The sequence below is a fragment of the Geodermatophilus telluris genome, from assembly GCF_900102745.1.
Classification (GTDB): domain Bacteria; phylum Actinomycetota; class Actinomycetes; order Mycobacteriales; family Geodermatophilaceae; genus Geodermatophilus; species Geodermatophilus telluris.
Genome location: NZ_FMZF01000001.1, coordinates 139648 through 157612, shown reverse-complemented (window position 1 = coordinate 157612; position 17965 = coordinate 139648). Strand labels below are relative to the sequence as shown.

General features: G+C 75.8%; 14 protein-coding genes. 12 read left to right on the top strand and 2 right to left on the bottom strand.

Features of this window, described 5'->3' with window-relative positions:
* Window positions 1–14: 14 nt before the first annotated feature.
* The 5 genes from BLQ97_RS00775 (at window position 15) to BLQ97_RS00755 (ending at window position 4996) form a co-directional block, all read left to right on the top strand.
* Entirely contained in the window at window positions 15–800 is a 786-nt protein-coding gene (locus BLQ97_RS00775) for an enoyl-CoA hydratase/isomerase family protein (protein ID WP_091362440.1), read from the top strand.
* A 140-nt stretch (window positions 801–940) separates the two neighbouring features.
* Entirely contained in the window at window positions 941–2101 is a 1161-nt protein-coding gene (locus tag BLQ97_RS00770; protein ID WP_091362439.1) for an ABC transporter substrate-binding protein, read from the top strand.
* Between the two features lie 101 nt (window positions 2102–2202).
* Complete coding sequence (locus tag BLQ97_RS00765; RefSeq protein WP_245691695.1) at window positions 2203–3000, top strand: ABC transporter permease; 798 nt, start codon at window positions 2203–2205, stop codon at window positions 2998–3000.
* Complete coding sequence (locus tag BLQ97_RS00760; protein ID WP_245691694.1) at window positions 2997–3911, top strand: ABC transporter permease subunit; 915 nt, start codon at window positions 2997–2999, stop codon at window positions 3909–3911. The genes BLQ97_RS00765 and BLQ97_RS00760 overlap by 4 nt, the downstream gene beginning before the upstream one ends.
* Window positions 3908–4996 carry an ABC transporter ATP-binding protein gene (locus BLQ97_RS00755; RefSeq protein WP_091362438.1) on the top strand — a complete coding sequence of 363 codons (1089 nt, stop codon included), beginning with the start codon at window positions 3908–3910 and terminating at the stop codon, window positions 4994–4996. The genes BLQ97_RS00760 and BLQ97_RS00755 overlap by 4 nt, the downstream gene beginning before the upstream one ends.
* 3 nt (window positions 4997–4999) lie before the next feature.
* On the opposite strand, the gene BLQ97_RS23165 is transcribed toward BLQ97_RS00755, so the two are convergent.
* Window positions 5000–7096, bottom strand: a complete 2097-nt coding sequence (locus BLQ97_RS23165) for a serine/threonine-protein kinase (protein WP_175471543.1) — start codon at window positions 7094–7096, stop codon at window positions 5000–5002.
* 211 nt (window positions 7097–7307) lie between these two features.
* On the opposite strand from BLQ97_RS23165, the gene cds1 reads away from it, so the two are divergent.
* From cds1 to BLQ97_RS00735, 3 genes are all read left to right on the top strand, one after another.
* Window positions 7308–8441, top strand: a complete 1134-nt coding sequence (gene cds1 / locus BLQ97_RS00745; RefSeq protein ID WP_175471542.1) for an L-cysteine desulfhydrase Cds1 — start codon at window positions 7308–7310, stop codon at window positions 8439–8441.
* A gap of 118 nt (window positions 8442–8559) precedes the next feature.
* Entirely contained in the window at window positions 8560–9339 is a 780-nt protein-coding gene (locus tag BLQ97_RS00740) for an electron transfer flavoprotein subunit beta/FixA family protein (RefSeq protein WP_091362437.1), read from the top strand.
* A gap of 39 nt (window positions 9340–9378) precedes the next feature.
* Window positions 9379–10344, top strand: a complete 966-nt coding sequence (locus tag BLQ97_RS00735) for an electron transfer flavoprotein subunit alpha/FixB family protein (protein ID WP_091362436.1) — start codon at window positions 9379–9381, stop codon at window positions 10342–10344.
* A gap of 74 nt (window positions 10345–10418) precedes the next feature.
* On the opposite strand, the gene BLQ97_RS00730 is transcribed toward BLQ97_RS00735, so the two are convergent.
* Entirely contained in the window at window positions 10419–12392 is a 1974-nt protein-coding gene (locus tag BLQ97_RS00730) for an FHA domain-containing protein (protein ID WP_091362435.1), read from the bottom strand.
* Window positions 12393–12556: 164 nt separating this feature from the next.
* On the opposite strand from BLQ97_RS00730, the gene BLQ97_RS00725 reads away from it, so the two are divergent.
* From BLQ97_RS00725 to BLQ97_RS00710, 4 genes are all read left to right on the top strand, one after another.
* Window positions 12557–13747 (top strand): cysteine desulfurase family protein, encoded by a 1191-nt coding sequence (locus tag BLQ97_RS00725; protein ID WP_091362434.1) that lies wholly within the window; start codon window positions 12557–12559, stop codon window positions 13745–13747.
* Window positions 13747–14814 (top strand): tRNA 2-thiouridine(34) synthase MnmA, encoded by a 1068-nt coding sequence (mnmA, locus tag BLQ97_RS00720; RefSeq protein ID WP_091362433.1) that lies wholly within the window; start codon window positions 13747–13749, stop codon window positions 14812–14814. Before BLQ97_RS00725 ends, mnmA begins: the two co-directional genes overlap by 1 nt.
* 145 nt (window positions 14815–14959) lie before the next feature.
* Window positions 14960–16855, top strand: coding sequence for a bifunctional metallophosphatase/5'-nucleotidase (locus tag BLQ97_RS00715; RefSeq protein WP_091362432.1), 1896 nt, complete (start codon window positions 14960–14962; stop codon window positions 16853–16855).
* Between the two features lie 50 nt (window positions 16856–16905).
* Complete coding sequence (locus tag BLQ97_RS00710; protein WP_091362431.1) at window positions 16906–17934, top strand: methionine synthase; 1029 nt, start codon at window positions 16906–16908, stop codon at window positions 17932–17934.
* The last annotated feature ends 31 nt before the right edge of the window (window positions 17935–17965 follow it).

The following is a 17965-nucleotide window of genomic DNA, read 5'->3' as shown; positions in this document are numbered from 1 at the left end:
CTGGAGGCCCGCAGATGGCAGCGCCGGAGTACGTGACCCTGTCGGTCGAGGACGGGGTGGGCACGATCCGCCTCGACCGGCCGAAGATGAACGCGATCGACGAGCAGCTGCACCAGGAGGTGCGTGCGGCCGCGCTCGAGGCCGGCGAGCGCGCCGACGTGCGGGCCGTCGTCCTCTACGGCGGGGAGCGGGTGTTCGCCGCCGGCGCCGACATCAAGGCCATGTCCCGGCTCGACGGCCGCTCGATGGTCGCCTGGGGCCGGGAGCTGACCGACAGCTTCACCGCGGTCGCGCACGTCCCCAAGCCGGTCATCGCCGCGATCACCGGCTACGCGCTCGGCGGCGGCTACGAGCTGGCGCTGTGCGCGGACTTCCGGGTGATGGGGGCCGGCGCCAAGGTCGGCCAGCCCGAGATCCTGCTCGGGGTGATCCCCGGCGCCGGCGGCACGCAGCGGCTGGCCCGCCTGGTCGGCCCGGCCAGGGCCAAGGACCTGGTCTTCACCGGCCGGCACGTGGGCGCGGACGAGGCCCTGGAGATCGGCCTGGCCGACGCCGTCGTGCCCGACGCCGAGGTCTACGACACCGCCGTCGCCATGGCGCGGAAGTTCGCCGCCGGCCCGCCGCTGGCGCTCGCCGCGGCCAAGAAGGCCGTCGACGAGGGGCTGGACCTGCCGCTGGGCCGGGGCCTGGAGCTGGAGAGCCGGCTGTTCGCCGAGCTGTTCGACACCGAGGACCAGGACACCGGGATGCGCTCGTTCCTCGAGCAGGGTCCGGGCAAGGCCACCTTCCGCGGCCGCTGAGCGGTCATCACGAGTTGGCCGAGGTGTCCCCGCACGGCCTGACGCGGACCCTCCCGTTCTGCCACGATCCGCAGGACCCCTCCCGCGCCGGCGCACCCGGCGGGGGAGGGGACCCGGACCGCTCGTCGAGGAGGACGCCCGTGCGACGCCCTGCCACCCCCACCCTGAGGACCGCGGCCGCCCTGGCGGCCGCCGGTCTCGTCCTGTCGGCCTGCGGCGGGGGTGACGACGGCGGGGGGTCCGGCGGCGGGTCCGGCGGCTCGGACGCGGCGAGCGCCACCTCCGCGGAGGACCTCGGCGGCATGGACGCCCTCGTGGAGGCCGCCCAGGCCGAGGGCGAGCTCAACGTCATTGCGCTGCCGCCGGACTGGGCGAACTACGGCGAGATCATCTCCACCTTCGAGGAGGAGTACGGGATCACCGTCAACAGCGCCTCGCCCGACGGGTCCAGCCAGGACGAGCTCAACGCCGTGGAGAGCCAGCGCGGGCAGGACCGCGCGCCCGACGTGCTCGACCTGGGCACCGCCTTCGCCCGCCAGGCGCAGGCCCAGGACCTGCTCGCTCCCTACCAGGTGGAGACCTGGGACGAGATCCCCGAGGGCCAGAAGGACCCCGAGGGCCACTGGTACAACGACTACGGCGGCTACGTCTCCATCGGCTGCAACGCCACGGTGATCGCCGAGTGCCCGGCCACCTACGCCGACCTGCTCGACCCGCAGTACGCCGGCCAGGTCGCCCTCAACGGCAACCCGACCGCGGCCGCGGCCGCCTTCGCCGGCGTCTGGGCCGCGTCGCTGGCCAACGGCGGCAGCCTCGACGACATCGGCCCGGGCATCGACTTCTTCGCCCAGGTCAAGGAGGTCGGCAACTTCAACCCGGTGGAGATCACCCCGGCCACCATCCAGAGCGGCGAGACCCCGCTGGCCATCGACTGGGACTACAACAACGCCGGCCTGACCGACGAGCTGGCCGCGCAGGGCGTCGAGTGGCAGGTGGCGGTCCCCTCCGACGGGCTGTTCGGCGGCTACTACAGCCAGGCGGTCAGCGCCTACGCGCCGCACCCGGCCGCGGCCCGGCTGTGGCAGGAGTTCCTCTACAGCGACGAGGGCCAGAACCTCTACCTCGCCGGCGGCGCCCGGCCGGTGCGGCTGCCCGCGATGGAGGACGCCGGCACCGTCGACGCCGAGGCGCTGGCCGCCCTGCCGCCGGTCGAGGGCACCGCGGAGTTCCCGACCGAGGAGCAGGAGAGCGCCGCCCAGCAGGTGGTCGCAACCCGCTGGAACCAGGAGATCTCCGGCTGAGCACCGTCGTCCCGGCTCCCGCGCCGGCGTCCCCCCGGGGACGCCGGCGCGGCGGTCTGCTGCCCGCCCTGGGCATCGTCCCGTTCCTGCTCTACGTCGCGGTGTTCCTCCTGCTGCCGGTCGGCGTGCTCGCCGTGGAGGCCTTCCGCGCGGTCGACCCGGTGACCTTCGAGGAGTCGTGGTCGGCGGGCAACCTCGGCACGATCACCGGCGGCGCCTACGCCCGCGCCTACCTCGGCAGCCTGCGGCTGTCGGCGGTCACCGCCGTGCTCGGCGCCGTCCTCGGGCTGGCGCTGGCGCTGGCGATCGTGCGCAGCCGCCGGGGCCGGCTGCTGCGGCGCCTGGTGCTCACCGCGTCCGGCGTGCTGGCCAACTTCGGGGGCGTCCCGCTGGCCTTCGCCTTCCTCGCCACCATCGGCAACGCCGGCGTGGTCACCGCGGTGCTCACCGGCCCGCTGGGCCTCGACGGCTTCTCGCTGTACTCGATGACCGGCCTGGCGGTGGTCTACCTCTACTTCCTCGTCCCGCTCATGGTGCTGACGATCGTCCCGGCGCTGGAGGCGCTGCGCCCGCAGTGGCGGGAGGCCTCCGACGTGCTCGGCGCCAGCGGCTGGCAGTACTGGCGGTACGTGGGCGGCCCGGTCCTCCTCCCGCCGGTGCTGGGCGCGACGGTGCTGCTGTTCGCCTCCGCGTTCGCCGCCTACGCGACCGCGCGGGCGCTGGTGGGCAGCAGCGTGCCCCTGGTGACCCTGCAGATCGCCGACTCGCTGTCGAGCAACGTCGTCGTCGGCGCGGAGAACCTCGGCAAGGCGCTGGCGCTCGGCATGGTCGTGCTCGTCGGGCTGGTGATGCTCTTCTACACCTGGGTGCAGCGGCGGACGTCGCGGTGGCTGGCGTGAGCGCCACCACCGGACCGGCGACGTCGACCGGCCTGTCGACGGCCGCGGTCACCGGCGCCGGCGGCGTCGAACCCGGGACCGCCCAGCGGCCCGGACGGCGCGGCCGCGGCTGGTGGCGCTGGGCGGTGTTCGCCGTCCTCGGCGTCTACTTCCTCGTGCCGCTGGGCGCCTCGGTGTGGTTCACCGTGCGCGACCGGGCGCGGGGCGGGGTCAGCGCCGGCGTCTACGCGGGCATCCCGTCGGCGGAGGGCTTCGCGGAGAACTTCGGGCGGTCGCTGGCGCTCGGCGTGCTCACCGTGCTCATCGCGCTGCTGCTGCTGGTGCCCACCGTCGTCCTGGTGGAGCTGCGGCTGCCGCGGCTGCGGCCGCTGGTCGAGCTGCTCACCCTCGTGCCGCTGCTGCTGCCGCCCATCGCCCTGGTGGTCGGCGTCCGCAGCGTGCTCGCGTGGGCGCCCGAGTACTTCTTCGGCACCCCGCTGGCCGAGGCGTTCTTCGCCCTCCAGGAGCCGGCGCTGCCCTGGGTCCTGGTGCTGGTCTACGTCGTGCTGGCGCTGCCGTTCGTCTACCGGGCGCTCGACGCCGGCGTGCGCGGCGCCCAGCTGCGGACGCTCACCGAGGCCGCGCGGGTGCTCGGGGCGTCCTGGCCGCGGGTCATGCTCACCGTGGTGCTGCCGGTGCTGCGGACCTCGGTGCTCAACGCCGCCTTCCTCACCCTGGCGCTGGTGCTGGGCGAGTTCACCGTCGCCAACATCCTCGGCTTCGAGACCTTCCCCACCTGGATCGTGCGGATCTCCGGCTCGCAGCCGCAGCTGTCGGTCGCCGTCTCGGTCCTCTCGCTGCTGCTCACCTGGGCGCTGCTGCTGCTCATCTCCGCGCTGGACCGCCGGCGCCGCGAGGAGGACCCCGCATGACCGCCGTCCGCCCGGCCGCCCCCGCCGACCTGCGCGAGGCGCCCGGCGTCGCCGTCCGGCTGGAGGGGCTGACCCGCCGCTACGGCTCGGTGCTCGCCCTCGACGGGCTGGACCTGGCGATCGCGGGAGGGGAGTTCCTCGCCCTGCTCGGGCCCTCCGGCTGCGGCAAGACGACGGCGCTGCGGGCGATCGCCGGCTTCGAGGTCCCCGACTCCGGGCGGGTGTGGTTCGACCGCCGCGACGTCACCGGGCTCCCGCCGTCCAGGCGCGACGTCGGCATGGTGTTCCAGGCCTACAGCCTGTTCCCGAACATGACCGTGGCGGAGAACGTGGCCTACGGGCTGCGGGTGCGCCGCCGCGAGAAGGCCGAGCGCGCCGGGCGGGCCGCCGAGCTGCTGGAGCTGGTGGGCCTGGCCGACCGCGGTGGCCGCTACCCGCACCAGCTCTCCGGCGGGCAGCAGCAGCGGGTGGCGCTGGCCCGGGCGCTCGCGGTGGCCCCGCAGGTGCTGCTGCTCGACGAGCCGCTGTCGGCCCTCGACGCGCAGGTGCGGGTGCAGCTGCGCGAGGAGATCCGCCGCATCCAGCTGGAGCTGGGCACCACCACCGTGTTCGTCACCCACGACCAGGCCGAGGCGCTGTCGGTGGCCGACCGGGTCGGCGTGATGCGAGCCGGCCGGCTGGAGCAGGTGGCCTCGCCCGACGAGCTCTACGAGCGCCCGGCGACGGCGTTCGTCGCCGGCTTCGTGGGCACGATGAACCGCATCCCCGCCGTCCTCGGCGACGGCGACGTCGAGTTCCTCGGCGTCCGCCGCGAGGTCCTGGGCGCCGGCCTGCCGCCGGGCCCGGCGACGGCGCTGGTCCGTCCCGAGGCGCTCACCGTCACCGCCGACCCGGACGGCGCCGGCCGCGTGGTCACCCGCACGTTCTCCGGCGCCACCACCCGGCTGGCGGTCGCGCTGCCCGACGGCCTGGAGGTCACCGCCGACGTCCCGAGCGCCGAGGGCCAGGGCCTCACCCCCGGGACGGCGGTCACCGTCACCCCCGCCGAGCGCCCCGTGCTGGTCGAGCCGGCCGCCGCGGGGTGAGCCTCACGCGGTGAGCTGGTAGACGACCACCGTCGCGTCGCCGAGGTTGGTGACGTAGGCGCGCCGGCCGTCGGGGGACACCGCGACGCTGGTGGGCCCGTCGCCGGTGACCGGGCTCGCGGTCACCTCGAGGGTCTGCGCGTCGACCACCGACATGGTGTCGGACTCCACGTCGGCGGTGTAGAAGCGGCGGCCGTCGGGCGCCCAGGTGACGTCCTGCGGGCGGGTGCCGACGGGACCGCTGGCGAGCACCGCGCCGGTGGCGGCGTCGACGAGGAACGCCTCGCTGCTGTCGAAGGCCACCACGGCGACCCGGCTGCCGTCGGGGGAGAGGGCGACGCTGTGCGGGGCGACCCCGGCGGGCACCTCCTGCACCACCCGGCCGCCGTCGGCGAGGTCCAGCACGGACAGCACGCCGGACTCGTGGCTGGCGGCCCAGGCGCGCCGGCCGTCGGCGGAGACGGCGATCCAGTGCGGGTTCTCCGGGACGACGTAGGAGTCGACCGCCTCCCCGGTGGCGGTGTCGACCACCTCCACCCGGCCCTCGTCGTGGAGGGGGACGTAGAGCAGCCGGCCGTCGGGCGAGGTCGCCGCCGCGTACGGGCGCAGCCCCACCTCGACGGTCTGCAGGACCGCGTTGGTCGTGGTGTCCACGAAGACGACGGCGTGCACCGTGTTGGCGTCGTCGTACACCGTGACGTAGGCCCGGCTGCCGTCCGGCGAGAAGGTGACGAACTGCGGCGGCCCGGCGTCGATGCGGATCTGCGAGGAGACCGTCCCCGAGGTCAGGTCGAGCACGCTGAGGACGCCCTGCGCCCGGTGGGCGATGTAGGCGTAGCGCCCGTCCGGGGCGACGGCGAGGAAGCCCGGCGTCGGGGGCACGGGGACGGGGTCGCCGAGCTGGGTCGGGACGGCGAGGCTGGCCGGCGGGGTCGCGCTCGGCCCGGCCGGCGGCTCGGTCCGCTCGGGCGCCAGGGTGCTCTCCGGCGTGCTGCCGGCCGCGTCCGCCGCGTCCGCCCCACCGTCGTCGCGGGGCCACAGCAGAGCGGCGACCCCCGCGGCGACCAGGACGAGCACCAGCGCGGTGACCAGCGCGACCGTCCGGCCCCGGCGCCGCGGTCGCGGGGACGACTCCGGCCCGCCGGGTGCCGGGGGAGGCGGCGGCCGCCCAGGCAGCTGCTGCACCGAGCTGTGCGCGCCGTCGCCGGAGCGCACGCCCAGCCCGGCGGGCGGGGTGGCCGCCACCGGTGCGGTGGGATGGGGCGGGGCGGCCGGGACGGGGGCCCCGACCAGGGCGGCGCGGGCGGCGTCGACGAGGGCGCGCGGCGTGGGGAAGCGGTCCTCGGGGCGCTTGGCCATGCCGCGGGCCACCACGTCGTCCATGGCCCGGGGCACCCCGGCGACCAGCTCGCTCGGCCGCGGCGGGTCGACGTAGAGGTGGGCGAAGAGCAGCGCCGGCAGGTCCTCCCCGCGGAAGGGGCGGCGCCCGGTCAGGCACTGGGCCAGGACGCAGGCCAGCGAGTAGACGTCGACCCGGCCGTCGATCGGCTGGTCGGTGAACCGCTCGGGCGCCATGTAGTCCAGCGTCCCGACCGTGGCGCCGGTCGTGGTCAGCGACGTCCGGGTGCTGCCGATGGAGCGGGCGATGCCGAAGTCGACGACGTAGACGAAGTCGTTGGGCGTGACCAGGACGTTGCTCGGCTTGACGTCGCGGTGCACCAGGCCGTCGGCGTGCGCGGCCTCCAGGGCGTCGGCCACCTGCGCGAGCAGGGCCACCGTCCGCTCCGGCGGCAGCGGGCCCTCCTCCAGCAGCCGGCCGAGGTCGCGGCCGTCGACCAGCCGCATGTCGATGAAGAGCCGGCCGTCGATCTCCCCGTAGTCGTGGATGGGGACGACGTGCGGCTCGCGCAGCCGGGCGGCGACGTGCGACTCGCGGCGGAACCGACCGGTGAACTCGGCGTCGCGGTCCAGGTCCTCCGGCAGCCGCTTGAGGGCCACCAGCCGCTCCCGCCGGGTGTCGCGGGCGCGCCACACCTCACCCATGCCGCCGGTCCCGATCAGCTCCTCCAGCAGGTAGGGGCCGAACTCTCGGGGGCTCATGGCGGCTCCTCGGCGGGTCGACCGGGTTCCGCGGGCCGGCCGGGCAGACGGGGTGGGCGGCGGGGAGCGTAGGCAGCGTGGCGTCCGCGCGGCCCGGCCGTGGCCGCTGCGCCCGCCCGGTACCGGCGTCCCGCGCCGCGCCCCGCCGGGCTGCAGTCCCGGGGCGACGCAGCGTGCCCGGCCCGCGCGGGCGGTGCACCACACTGTCCCGGTGAGCCAGCCCGTCCCGACCGCGCCCGCCGCCGACCTGGACCGCTCCGACCTGGACCGCTCGGACCCCGCCGGCCGGGCCTGGGTCGACCGCGCGGTGGCCGCCGTCGCGGCCGACTCCCTGCGCAGCGCCGACACCCACCTGCTGGTCCACCCGCTGCCGCCGGAGTGGGGCGTGGACCTCTACCTCAAGGACGAGTCGACGCACCCGACGGGCAGCCTCAAGCACCGGCTGGCGCGCTCGCTGTTCCTGCACGCGCTGTGCTCGGGGTGGATCACCGAGGGCAGCACCGTCGTCGAGGCCTCCAGCGGGTCGACGGCGGTCAGCGAGGCCTACTTCGCGCGGATGCTCGGCCTGCCCTTCGTCGCGGTCATGCCCGCCACGACCAGCCGGCAGAAGATCGCGCTGATCGAGCGGTACGACGGCCGCTGCCACCTCGTCGAGCGCGCCGCCGACGTCTACGACGAGGCGCGCCGGCTGGCCGCCGAGACCGGCGGGCACTACCTCGACCAGTTCACCCACGCCGAGCGGGCCACCGACTGGCGGGGCAACAACACCATCGCCGAGTCGGTGTTCGAGCAGCTGGCCCTGGAGCGCCACCCGGTGCCCGAGTGGGTGGTGGTCGGCGCGGGCACCGGCGGCACGAGCGCCACCTTCGGCCGCTACCTGCGCTACATGCGCCACCCCACGCGGCTGGCCGTCGTCGACCCGGAGGGCTCGGCGTTCTTCCCCGGCTGGGCGGCCGGCGACCCGGAGTGGACGACGGGCACTCCGTCGCGGATCGAGGGCATCGGCCGGCCGCGGGTGGAGCCGTCCTTCCTGCCCTCCGTGGTGGACCGGATGATCCGCGTCCCCGACGCCGCCTCGCTGGCGGCCACCCGCCACCTGGCCCGCGTGACCGGCCGGCGGGCCGGCGGCTCGACCGGCACCAACCTGTGGGGCGCGTTCACGCTCGTCGCCGAGATGCTCGCGGCGGGGCGCACCGGCAGCGTGGTCACGCTGCTCTGCGACGGCGGCGAGCGGTACGCCGACACCTACTTCGCCGACGACTGGGTGGCCGCCCGGGGACTGGACCTGGCGCCGCACACCGCGGTGCTCGAGGAGTTCGCCGCCACCGGCCGCTGGACGGCGTGACCGTCGTCACGGACACCGGACCGCGGGGGTCCGTTACCCCGCAGTAACCTCCACTATCGACAGCCAGGCGGGCCGCGGCCCGCGTTCCCCATGACCGATCGCGGAGGTAGGTCTGGCGATGAACATCGTCGTTCTGGTCAAGCAGGTCCCCGACTCCGGCACCCAGCGCTCGCTGGACCCGTCGGACAACACCGTCGCCCGCGCCACCGCGGACAACGTCATCAACGAGATCGACGAGTACGCCATCGAGGAGGCGCTGCAGGTCAAGCAGGCGCAGGGCGGCGAGGTCACCATCCTCACCGTCGGCCCCGCCTCGGCCACCGACGCGATCCGCAAGGCGCTGTCGATGGGCGCGGACAAGGCCGTGCACGTCACCGACGACGCCATCCACGGCTCGTGCGCCGTCCAGACCTCGGCGGTCCTGGCCGCGGCGCTGCAGCAGCTGGACTACGACCTGGTGCTCATGGGTGCGACCTCCACCGACGGGCAGGTCGCGGTCATGCCGGCGCTGCTGGCCGAGCGCCTCGGCATCCCGCAGCTGTCGGGCGCGCAGAAGCTCACCGTCGAGGGCTCCACGGTCAAGGTCGAGCGGCAGACCGACGGCGGGTTCTGGGCGCTGGAGGCGCCGCTGCCGGCGATCGTGTCCACCTGGGACACCATCAACGAGCCGCGCTACCCCTCCTTCAAGGGGATCATGGCCGCCAAGAAGAAGCCGGTGGAGACCAAGTCCCTGGCCGACCTGGGCATCGACCCCGCCACCGTCGGCCTGGCCACCGCCACCAGCGCGGTCGTCGACTTCGCCGGCCGCCCGCCCAAGGGCGAGGGCGTCAAGGTCACCGACGAGGGCGACGGCGCCCAGAAGCTCGTGGGCTACCTGGCCGAGCAGAAGCTCGTCTGACCCGGCCCGGATCGAAGCGAACAGGAGAGGCGAACACCCATGGCAGAGGTCCTGGTCCTCGTCGAGCTGAACCCGGCCGACGGCACCGTCCGCAAGGGCACGCTCGAGGCGCTCACCGCGGCCCGCGCGCTCGGTGAGGTCTCGGCGGTCGTCGCCGGCGGCCCCGGCGTCGCCGCCGGCGCCCGCGACGCACTCGCCGAGTACGGCGCGAGCAAGGTCTACGTCGCGGAGTCCCCGGAGATCGACGAGTACCTCGTCGCCCCCAAGGCCGAGGTGCTCGCGCAGCTGGTGGCGCAGGTGTCGCCGGCCGCCGTCGTCATCCCCTCCTCCCCGGAGGGCCGCGAGGTCGCCGGCCGGCTGGCGCTGAAGACCGGCAGCGGCTTCCTCACCGACGTCACCGAGATCGCCGCCGACGGCACCGCCACCCAGGTGGTCTTCGCCGGCGCGCAGATCGTGCACTCGAAGGTCACCACCGGCACGCCGATCTACACGCTGCGCGGCAACTCGGTCGCCCCCGAGCCCGCGCCGGCCGCCGGCGAGCAGGTGCCCGTCGAGGTCACCCTGTCCGAGCAGGCCAAGCTCACCCGCGTCGTGGACAAGGTCGTCGAGCAGAAGAGCAACCGGCCCGAGCTCACCGAGGCGGCGATCGTCGTCTCCGGTGGCCGCGGCGTGGCCAGCGCGGAGAACTTCTCGATCATCGAGGGCCTGGCCGACTCCCTCGGTGCCGCGGTCGGCGCCTCGCGCGCGGCGGTGGACTCCGGCTTCTACCCGCACAGCTTCCAGGTCGGGCAGACCGGCAAGACCGTCTCGCCGCAGCTCTACATCGCCGTGGGCATCTCCGGGGCGATCCAGCACCGCGCCGGCATGCAGACCTCGAAGACGATCGTCGCGGTCAACAAGGACCCCGAGGCCCCGATCTTCGAGCTGGCCGACTTCGGCGTCGTCGGCGACCTGTTCCAGGTCGCGCCGCAGGCCACCGAGCTCATCAGGGCACGCCGGGGCTGACCCCCGCCCGCACCGCAGCACAGGCGCCGGTCCCCGTCCGCGGGGGCCGGCGCCTGCGCGTGCAGGGGGCGACCTCAGGCCCGGGGACCCTGGGCCGGGTCCCGCGGCGTCGCCTCCCGGGGACGCGGCCCGGGCACCGGGGCGGCGGCGAGCTGGTCGCCGGCCACCCGCCGGGTGACGCGGTCGGCCGGCGGCGCCGGGACGACCGCGGGCTCCGGCTCGGGCAGCAGCCAGCCGACGTCGACCTCCTCCCCGCCGACGTTCGCGGTGTCCCAGGACCCGCTGACCGCCAGCGTGTGCAGCGTCTGGTCGCTGAGCGGCTCGAGCTGCGCACGCAGCGCCGCGTCGTCGGGGAGCCCCGGCAGGCGGGACTCCAACCGGGCCCGGTTCTGGCGCAGCCGCTCCAGGAGCGCCTCGGTGTCGGTGGTCCGGTCGTGGGCGCCCTGCTCGCCCTCGGCGATGCCGCGGGCGATCTGGCCCTTGATGGTCCGCGCCCGCCCGGTGGCGTCGATCGACACCATCTGCCGCCACGCCCTGGTCTTGTGCCGGTACTGCAGCATCGCCATGACCGCCTCGTGCCGGGTGAAGTCGGCGTCGCGCAGCGGCCTCCCGTGCCACACGGTGGCCAGGGCGCGGGCCAGCGAGATCGCCGACGCCAGGCCGCTGTTGAGGCCGCGGCCGGGCCAGAAGTGGATGGCGTTGCCCGCGTCGCCGAGGAGGCAGGCGAAGGTCCCCGGCGTCGTGCGGGTGGGCGGGAAGAGCTGGGCGGTGAACCGGGGCCGCTGCACCATGTCCAGCCGGAAGCCGGTCACCGCCGTCAGCGCGTCCTCGGGGACGCCGAAGAGCCGCAGGCCCTCCTGCACCCGCGTCCACAGCGCCGAGCCGCGCAGCAGCGCCGGCAGGAAGAACGTGTGGTGCGTCTCGCACATGAACTCGCCGTCCGGCTGCCGCTCCAGCACGCAGGGGGCCGACTGGATGCAGGGGCTGAACACCTGCCGCACGGGGTTGATCCCCACGGCCTCCTGCGCCTCCTGGTCGGACAGCCGCATGTTGAGGAACCCCTCGCCGCGCAGCGAGTTCAGCAGGAACCGGTTCTGCGAGACGGTGAGCAGCACGCTGGTGGGGTCGGGCAGCCCGGAGCGCACGCGCAGCCCCAGCACCATGTCGGACACGTGCTCGCCGTCCACGGAGTACATCGACCTGTCGGCCGTCCCGAACCGGTCGGCGAGCTGGTCGCGGGTGCGCGAGCGGCCGCCCTCGCAGACGGCCAGCACGTGCTGCTGCACCAGGTCGTCGCGGGACTCCCCGACGTCGAAGCGCTCCGGCACGAGCGTGATCCGCTCGGACCGCTCGTTCGCGAGCTCCAGCAGGGTGTCCTCGATGAACCGGACCGGGGTGTTGCGCGGGGCCGCGCCGTCGACGGAGTCCGGGCCGAGCGGCCACATCTCCGACCAGGTCTCCCGCGAGGCGAACAGCCGCTCCTGCACGTGCGGGGGCAGCCGCAGGTACTGGCGGCTCTGCAGGGTCACGACCTGCTCGCGGCGCACGTTGCCCTTCTCGTAGCCGCTCCACTCGACGCGGTCGCCGACGCGCGTCCAGCGGCGGTCGTGCACGCGGACGGCCACCCGGGGTCCCATCAGGTGGTCCAGCAGCAGGGCCAGCGCGAGCCCGACCGGGCCGCCGCCGGTGACGGTGACCCGCAGCACGTCCGGGGACCCGCCGGCGAGGCCGTCGACCGGGCCGACCAGGGTGGCCGACTCCCAGCTCTCGAAGCGGAACACCTCGTCGCCGATGCGTACCTCGTCGCCGGGCTCGAGGGTGTGGACGCCGACCTGGACGCCGTTGACCCAGGTGCCGTTGTCGCTGTCGTGGTCGGCCAGCACGAAGCGGTCGCCCTCGCGGCGCACCTCGGCGTGCACCCGCGAGGCGAAGCGGCTGGTGAGCACGACGTCGTTGGTGTCCCCGCGCCCCAGGGTGACCGGGTTGCGGCCGAGCGGGAACCGCTGGCCCTCCAGTCGTCCCTGGACCGCGACGAGTGCGGTGATCATGGCATCCGGCTCCCGCCCGAGTGACCCCGTGCCGTGGCGGGCCGGTGGTCCTCACCGCGGGCCGCGCCGCCGTCCACGGTGGGACGTGCGCGGGGAGGTGTCAACGGCCGTCGGCGTCCCCTCGTCCGCCGGGCGGGTCGGTCGCGCGCGTCTAACCTGGACCGGTGACCTACCTCGACCACGCGGCCACCACCCCGGTGCTGCCCGAGGTCCTCGCCGCGGTGACCGAGCAGATGGGCCGCGTCGGCAACGCCTCGTCGCTGCACGCCGGTGGCCGCGCCGCGCGCCGCACCGCCGAGCAGGCCCGGGAGCGGCTGGCCGAGGCGCTGGGCGCCCGCCCGTCGGAGGTGCTGTTCACCGGCGGTGGCACCGAGAGCGACAACCTCGCGCTCAAGGGCCTGTTCTGGGCCCGGCGGGAGGCCGACTCGCGGCGCCGGCGGCTGGTGGTCAGCCCGGCCGAGCACCACGCCGTCCTCGACAGCGCCGAGTGGCTGGCCAAGCAGGAGGGCGCCGAGGTCACCTGGCTGCGGCTGGAGCCCAGCGGCCGGGTGACGCCCGAGGCGCTGGCCGACGCACTCGGCGACGGGACGGACGTGACGGTGGCCAGCGTCATGTGGGCCAACAACGAGATCGGCACGGTCAGCGACGTCGCGGCGCTGGCCGAGGTGGCGCACGCCGTCGGGGTGCCGCTGCACACCGACGCGGTGCAGGCCGTCGGCCAGGTGCCGGTGGACTTCGCCGCCAGCGGCGTCGACGCGCTCACCGCGACCGGCCACAAGCTGGGCGGCCCGGTGGGCGCCGGGGTCCTGCTGCTGCGGCGCGACGCGGAGTGCACGCCGCTGCTGCACGGCGGCGGGCAGGAGCGCGACGTCCGGTCGGGCACCCTCGACGTGCCCGCCATCGCCGGCCTGGCCGTCGCCGCCACCGCCGCCGTCGCCGGCCGCCGGGAGCGGGCCGGCCGGCTGGCCGCCCTGCGCGACCGGCTCGTGGCCGGGGTGCTCGAGCAGGTGCCCGACGCCCAGCTCAACGGCGCGCCCCTCGACGACGTCGTCGCCGGCGGCCCGGGCCGGCTGCCCGGCAACGCGCACCTGTCCTTCCCCGGCGCGGAGGGGGACGCGCTGCTCATGCTGCTCGACGCCCGCGGCATCGAGTGCTCCACCGGCTCGGCCTGCAGCGCCGGCGTGGCCCGGCCCAGCCACGTGCTGACCGCCGTGGGCGCCGACGCCGCCCGGGCCCGCAGCTCGCTGCGGTTCAGCCTCGGGCACACCTCGACCGACGCCGACGTCGACGCGCTGCTGGCCGTGATCGGCCCCGTGGTCGAGCGGGCCCGGCGGGCCGGGATGGGGCGCCACTGATGCGGGTGCTCGCCGCGATGAGCGGGGGCGTGGACTCCGCGGTCGCCGCGGCGCTGGCCGTCGACGCCGGCCACGACGTCACCGGCGTGCACCTGGCGCTCTCACCGGACCGGCAGACCCTGCGCAGCGGCGCCCGGGGCTGCTGCAGCGTGGAGGACGCGCACGACGCCCGCCGGGTGGCCGACGAGCTGGGCATCCCGTTCTACGTCTGGGACCTCGCCGACCGCTTCCGCGAGGACGTCGTCGAGGACTTCGTCGCCGAGTACGCGGCCGGCCGCACGCCCAACCCGTGCCTGCGCTGCAACGAGCGGATCAAGTTCACCGCGGTGCTCGACCGCGCGCAGGCGCTGGGCTTCGACGCCGTCGTCACCGGCCACCACGCCCGGCTCGCCGACGGGCAGCTGCGCCGCTCGGTGGACGCCGCCAAGGACCAGTCCTACGTGCTCGGCGTGCTCACCGCCGGGCAGCTGGCCGGAGCGCGCTTCCCCCTCGGGTCGATGACCAAGGAGCGGGTGCGCGCGATCGCCGCCGAGCGCGGCTTCGCGGTGGCGACCAAGCCCGACTCGCACGACGTCTGCTTCATCCCCGACGGCGACACCCGGGGCTTCCTCACCCGCCGGCTGGGCACCGCGCCGGGACCGGTGGTCGACGCCGCCACCGGCACCACCGTGGGCCGGCACGAGGGCACCCACGGGTTCACGGTCGGGCAGCGGCGCGGGCTCGGTCTGGCGGTGGGCGACCAGCGGCCGCGCTACGTCCTGTCCATCGAGCCGGTCACCCGCACGGTGACCGTCGGGACGGCGGAGCTCGCCGGCGTCGACGTCGTCCGCACCGGCCCGCCCACCTGGACCGGGCCCGCGCCGGCGCTGCCGCTGCAGGCGGAGGCGCAGCTGCGCGCGCACGGCACCCCGGTGCCCTGCACCGTCGAGGCGGCGGCCGGCGGCGGTCTGGTGCTGCGCCTGACCCGGACCGAGCGCGGCGTCGCCCCCGGGCAGTCGGCCGTGCTCTACGCGCCGGACCCGGTGCGGGGCGACCTGGTGCTCGGCCAGGCGCCCGTCGCCGGTTGACCCCGGACGTCCCCCTCCCGGCCTGGTACCGGACGGGTCCGTCACCTAGCGTGTGCGGCGAGCCACTCCCTGAGCAGCGCCGGGGTGGCTCGGCTCACGGCCGCCGGTCCCGGCGGTCGGCGTCCGCACGTCCTCGGAGGACTCCTTGCGCAGAAAGCGCTCCACGCTGGCCGCCGCCGCCGCCGCGGTCGCCACCACGGCCGGCATCCTGGCCGCGCCGGCCGCCCAGGCCGCGCCGGGGGACGGCGCCGGCGGCCTGCCGGTCCAGCTCGTCGCCGTGAACGACTTCCACGGCCGGATCAGCCCCCAGTCGGGCGGAGACGGCGAGCTCACCACCGGGCCGGGTCCCGACGGCGACTACGCCACCACCGCCGACAACGTCGTCGAGCAGGTCGGCGGCGCGGCGAACGTCGCCACCACCCTGGCCGACGTGCGCGCCGACTGGGGCGGTCCCGCGAGGAACACCTTCCTCGTCGGCGCCGGCGACCTGGTCAGCGCCTCGCCGTTCAACTCCAGCGTGTTCAAGGACGAGCCGACCATCGAGGTGCTCAACGCCCTCGGCCTGGACTTCTCCGCGGTCGGCAACCACGAGTTCGACCGCGGCCAGGACGAGCTGTACCGGATCTCCGGTGCCACCGACGGCCGGTTCTCCGACGACGTGGCGGCGTGCGAGGGCATCACCCCCGGCGTCGACGGCTGCTTCGGCGAGGGCGAGCACGCCTTCGAGGGCGCGCAGTTCCCCTACCTCGCGGCCAACGTGACCGACACGGCCACCGGCGAGCCCGTCCTGCCGCCCTACGAGGTCGTGCAGACCACCGGCAACCGCCAGGTCGGCCTGATCGGCGTGGTCACCGACGACACCCCGAACATCGTCGCCGCCGCCGGCGTCGAGGGCCTGGAGTTCGGCGACGAGGCCGAGGCGGTCAACCACTACGCCGCGGAGCTGCAGGGCCAGGGCGTCGAGGCGATCGTCGTGATGGTGCACGAGGGCGGCACCCAGGGCCCCGGCGGCGGCGTCGACCGCTGCGTCGGCGACATGGCCGGCACGCCGATCGGGGACATCAACGCCGCGGTCGACCCGTCGGTCGACGTGATCATCAGCGCGCACACCCACGTGCCCTACGACTGCGTGCTGCCCGACCCCGCCGGCCAGCCGCGGCTGGTCACCCAGGCCGGGTTCTACGGCAAGGCGCTGACCGACATCCGGTTCCGGCTGGGCAGCGACGGCGACGTCGTCCGCGAGACCGCGACCGCCACCAACGTGCCGGTCCGCCGCACCGCGCCGGACCCGGCCGTCCAGTCGATCGTCAGCTACTGGGAGGGCCGCGCGGCCGAGGCGGGCAACGTCCCGGTGGGCACGCAGACCGCCGACCTCGACCGCGCCTACCGCGCCGGCGCGCCCGTCCGCGACTCCGAGTCCTCGCTGGGCAACCTGGTCGCCGACGCCCAGCTGGCCGCCTTCCCGGACGCGGACGTGGCGTTCATGAACCCCGGTGGCCTGCGCGCCGACGTCAACTGCGCGTCGTCCGGCCCGGAGGACCCGAGCGGGACGATCACCTACGCCGAGACCTTCGCGGTGCAGCCGTTCAGCAACACGGTCAACACCGTGGAGCTCACCGGCGCGGCGATCGAGCAGGTCCTCGAGCAGCAGTGGGGGACCCGCAGCGGGGCGCCGAGCTTCCTGCAGCTGTCGGTGGCCGGGCTGACCTACGCCTACACGCCGACGCCGGCCAGTGCCGGTGCGGCCGACCGGGTCGACCCGGCGAGCATCCTGGTCGGCGGCACGCCGCTGGACCTCGCGGCGACCTACACGGTCGTGGCGAACTCCTTCCTGATCGCCGGAGGGGACACCTTCCCGGCCTTCGTGGACGGCCGCGCACCGGAGGCCACCGTGGTCACCGGGCCGAACGACGTCGACGCGTTCAACGCCTACCTGGCCGCCCAGGGCCAGGCGGTCGCCCCGCCGGCGACCGACCGGGCCGACTCGCTGGACCCGGCGCAGCCGTTCGACGACGACCTGTCGGGCCGCCAGGCCTGCTGACCGGCCGACCCGCGGGGGTGCCGCGGCGGCGCCGGACTACCGTCGCCGCCGTGGCCTCCCCGACCGAGCCCCGCACCGAGCACACCGACCCGAGGCCGGCTCCCGCACCGTGGGGGCCGGCCTCGGGCGTCGGGTCCCTGCCCGGCACCGACCCGACCGAGGCGCTGCGCGTCGTCCTCGGCGAGCTGCCCGGCCTGCCGCACCTGCCCGAGCTCCCCGCGCGGGGGGCCGGCGCCGACCTGCTCGGCCGTAGCGCGGCGCTGCTGGTCGACCTCGCCGTCGACCTGACCCCGGCGGGCTGGCGCCTGGTGCCGCGCGGCGGGATCGACCTGCGCCGGGCGCAGGAGTTCCTGCTGCGCGACCTCGACGCCGTGCACGAGGTCGCGGGCGGCCACGCCGGGCCGTTCAAGGTGCAGGCCGCCGGACCGTGGACGCTGGCCGCCGGGCTGGAGCGCGAGCGCGGCGAGCGGGCGGTCGTCGACCCCGGCGCCCGGCGCGACCTCGGGCAGTCGCTGGCGGAGGGGATCGCCGCGCACGTGGCCGGTGTCGCCGCCCGCGTCCCCGGCGCGCGGGTGGTCGTGCAGCTCGACGAGCCGTCGCTGCCCGCCGTCCTGCAGGGGTCGCTGCCGACGGCGAGCGGCTTCGGCCGGCTGGCCGCCGTGGAGGCGGCGGTCGTGCAGTCCGAGCTGGCCGCGGTGGTCGAGGCGCTGCCGGGGCCGGTCGTCGTCCACTGCTGCGCCTCCCGCGCGCCGCTGGACCTGCTGCGTGCCGCCGGTGCCGGAGCGCTGTCGTTCGACCTGGGCCTCGTGCAGGACCTCGACGCGCTCGGCGCCGCCGTGGAGGCCGGCACGCACCTGCTGCCCGGGGTCGTCCCCGGCACCGACGCGCCGCTGCCGGCGCCGAGGGCGACCGCCTCCCGGCTGCGGGGCTGGTGGCGCGAGCTCGGCTTCCCGGCCGACGCGCTGCACGAGGCGGTCACGCTGACGCCCGCGTGCGGCCTGGCCGGGGCCGGCCCCGCCTACGCCCGCGCGGCGATGACCCACGTCCGCGAGGCCGCGCGGTACCTGCTGCCGGAGTGATCCCGAACGGGTGAGCACGCCGGGTGTCGCG

Coding starts and splice junctions, on each gene's coding strand:
- mnmA (WP_091362433.1), top strand. CDS start 13,747: ATGCGGGTGCTCGCCGCGATGAGCGGGGGCGTGGACTCCGCGGTCGCC.
- BLQ97_RS00740 (WP_091362437.1), top strand. CDS start 8,560: ATGAACATCGTCGTTCTGGTCAAGCAGGTCCCCGACTCCGGCACCCAG.
- BLQ97_RS23165 (WP_175471543.1), bottom strand. CDS start 7,096: ATGAGCCCCCGAGAGTTCGGCCCCTACCTGCTGGAGGAGCTGATCGGG.
- BLQ97_RS00755 (WP_091362438.1), top strand. CDS start 3,908: ATGACCGCCGTCCGCCCGGCCGCCCCCGCCGACCTGCGCGAGGCGCCC.
- BLQ97_RS00735 (WP_091362436.1), top strand. CDS start 9,379: ATGGCAGAGGTCCTGGTCCTCGTCGAGCTGAACCCGGCCGACGGCACC.
- BLQ97_RS00730 (WP_091362435.1), bottom strand. CDS start 12,392: ATGATCACCGCACTCGTCGCGGTCCAGGGACGACTGGAGGGCCAGCGG.
- BLQ97_RS00775 (WP_091362440.1), top strand. CDS start 15: ATGGCAGCGCCGGAGTACGTGACCCTGTCGGTCGAGGACGGGGTGGGC.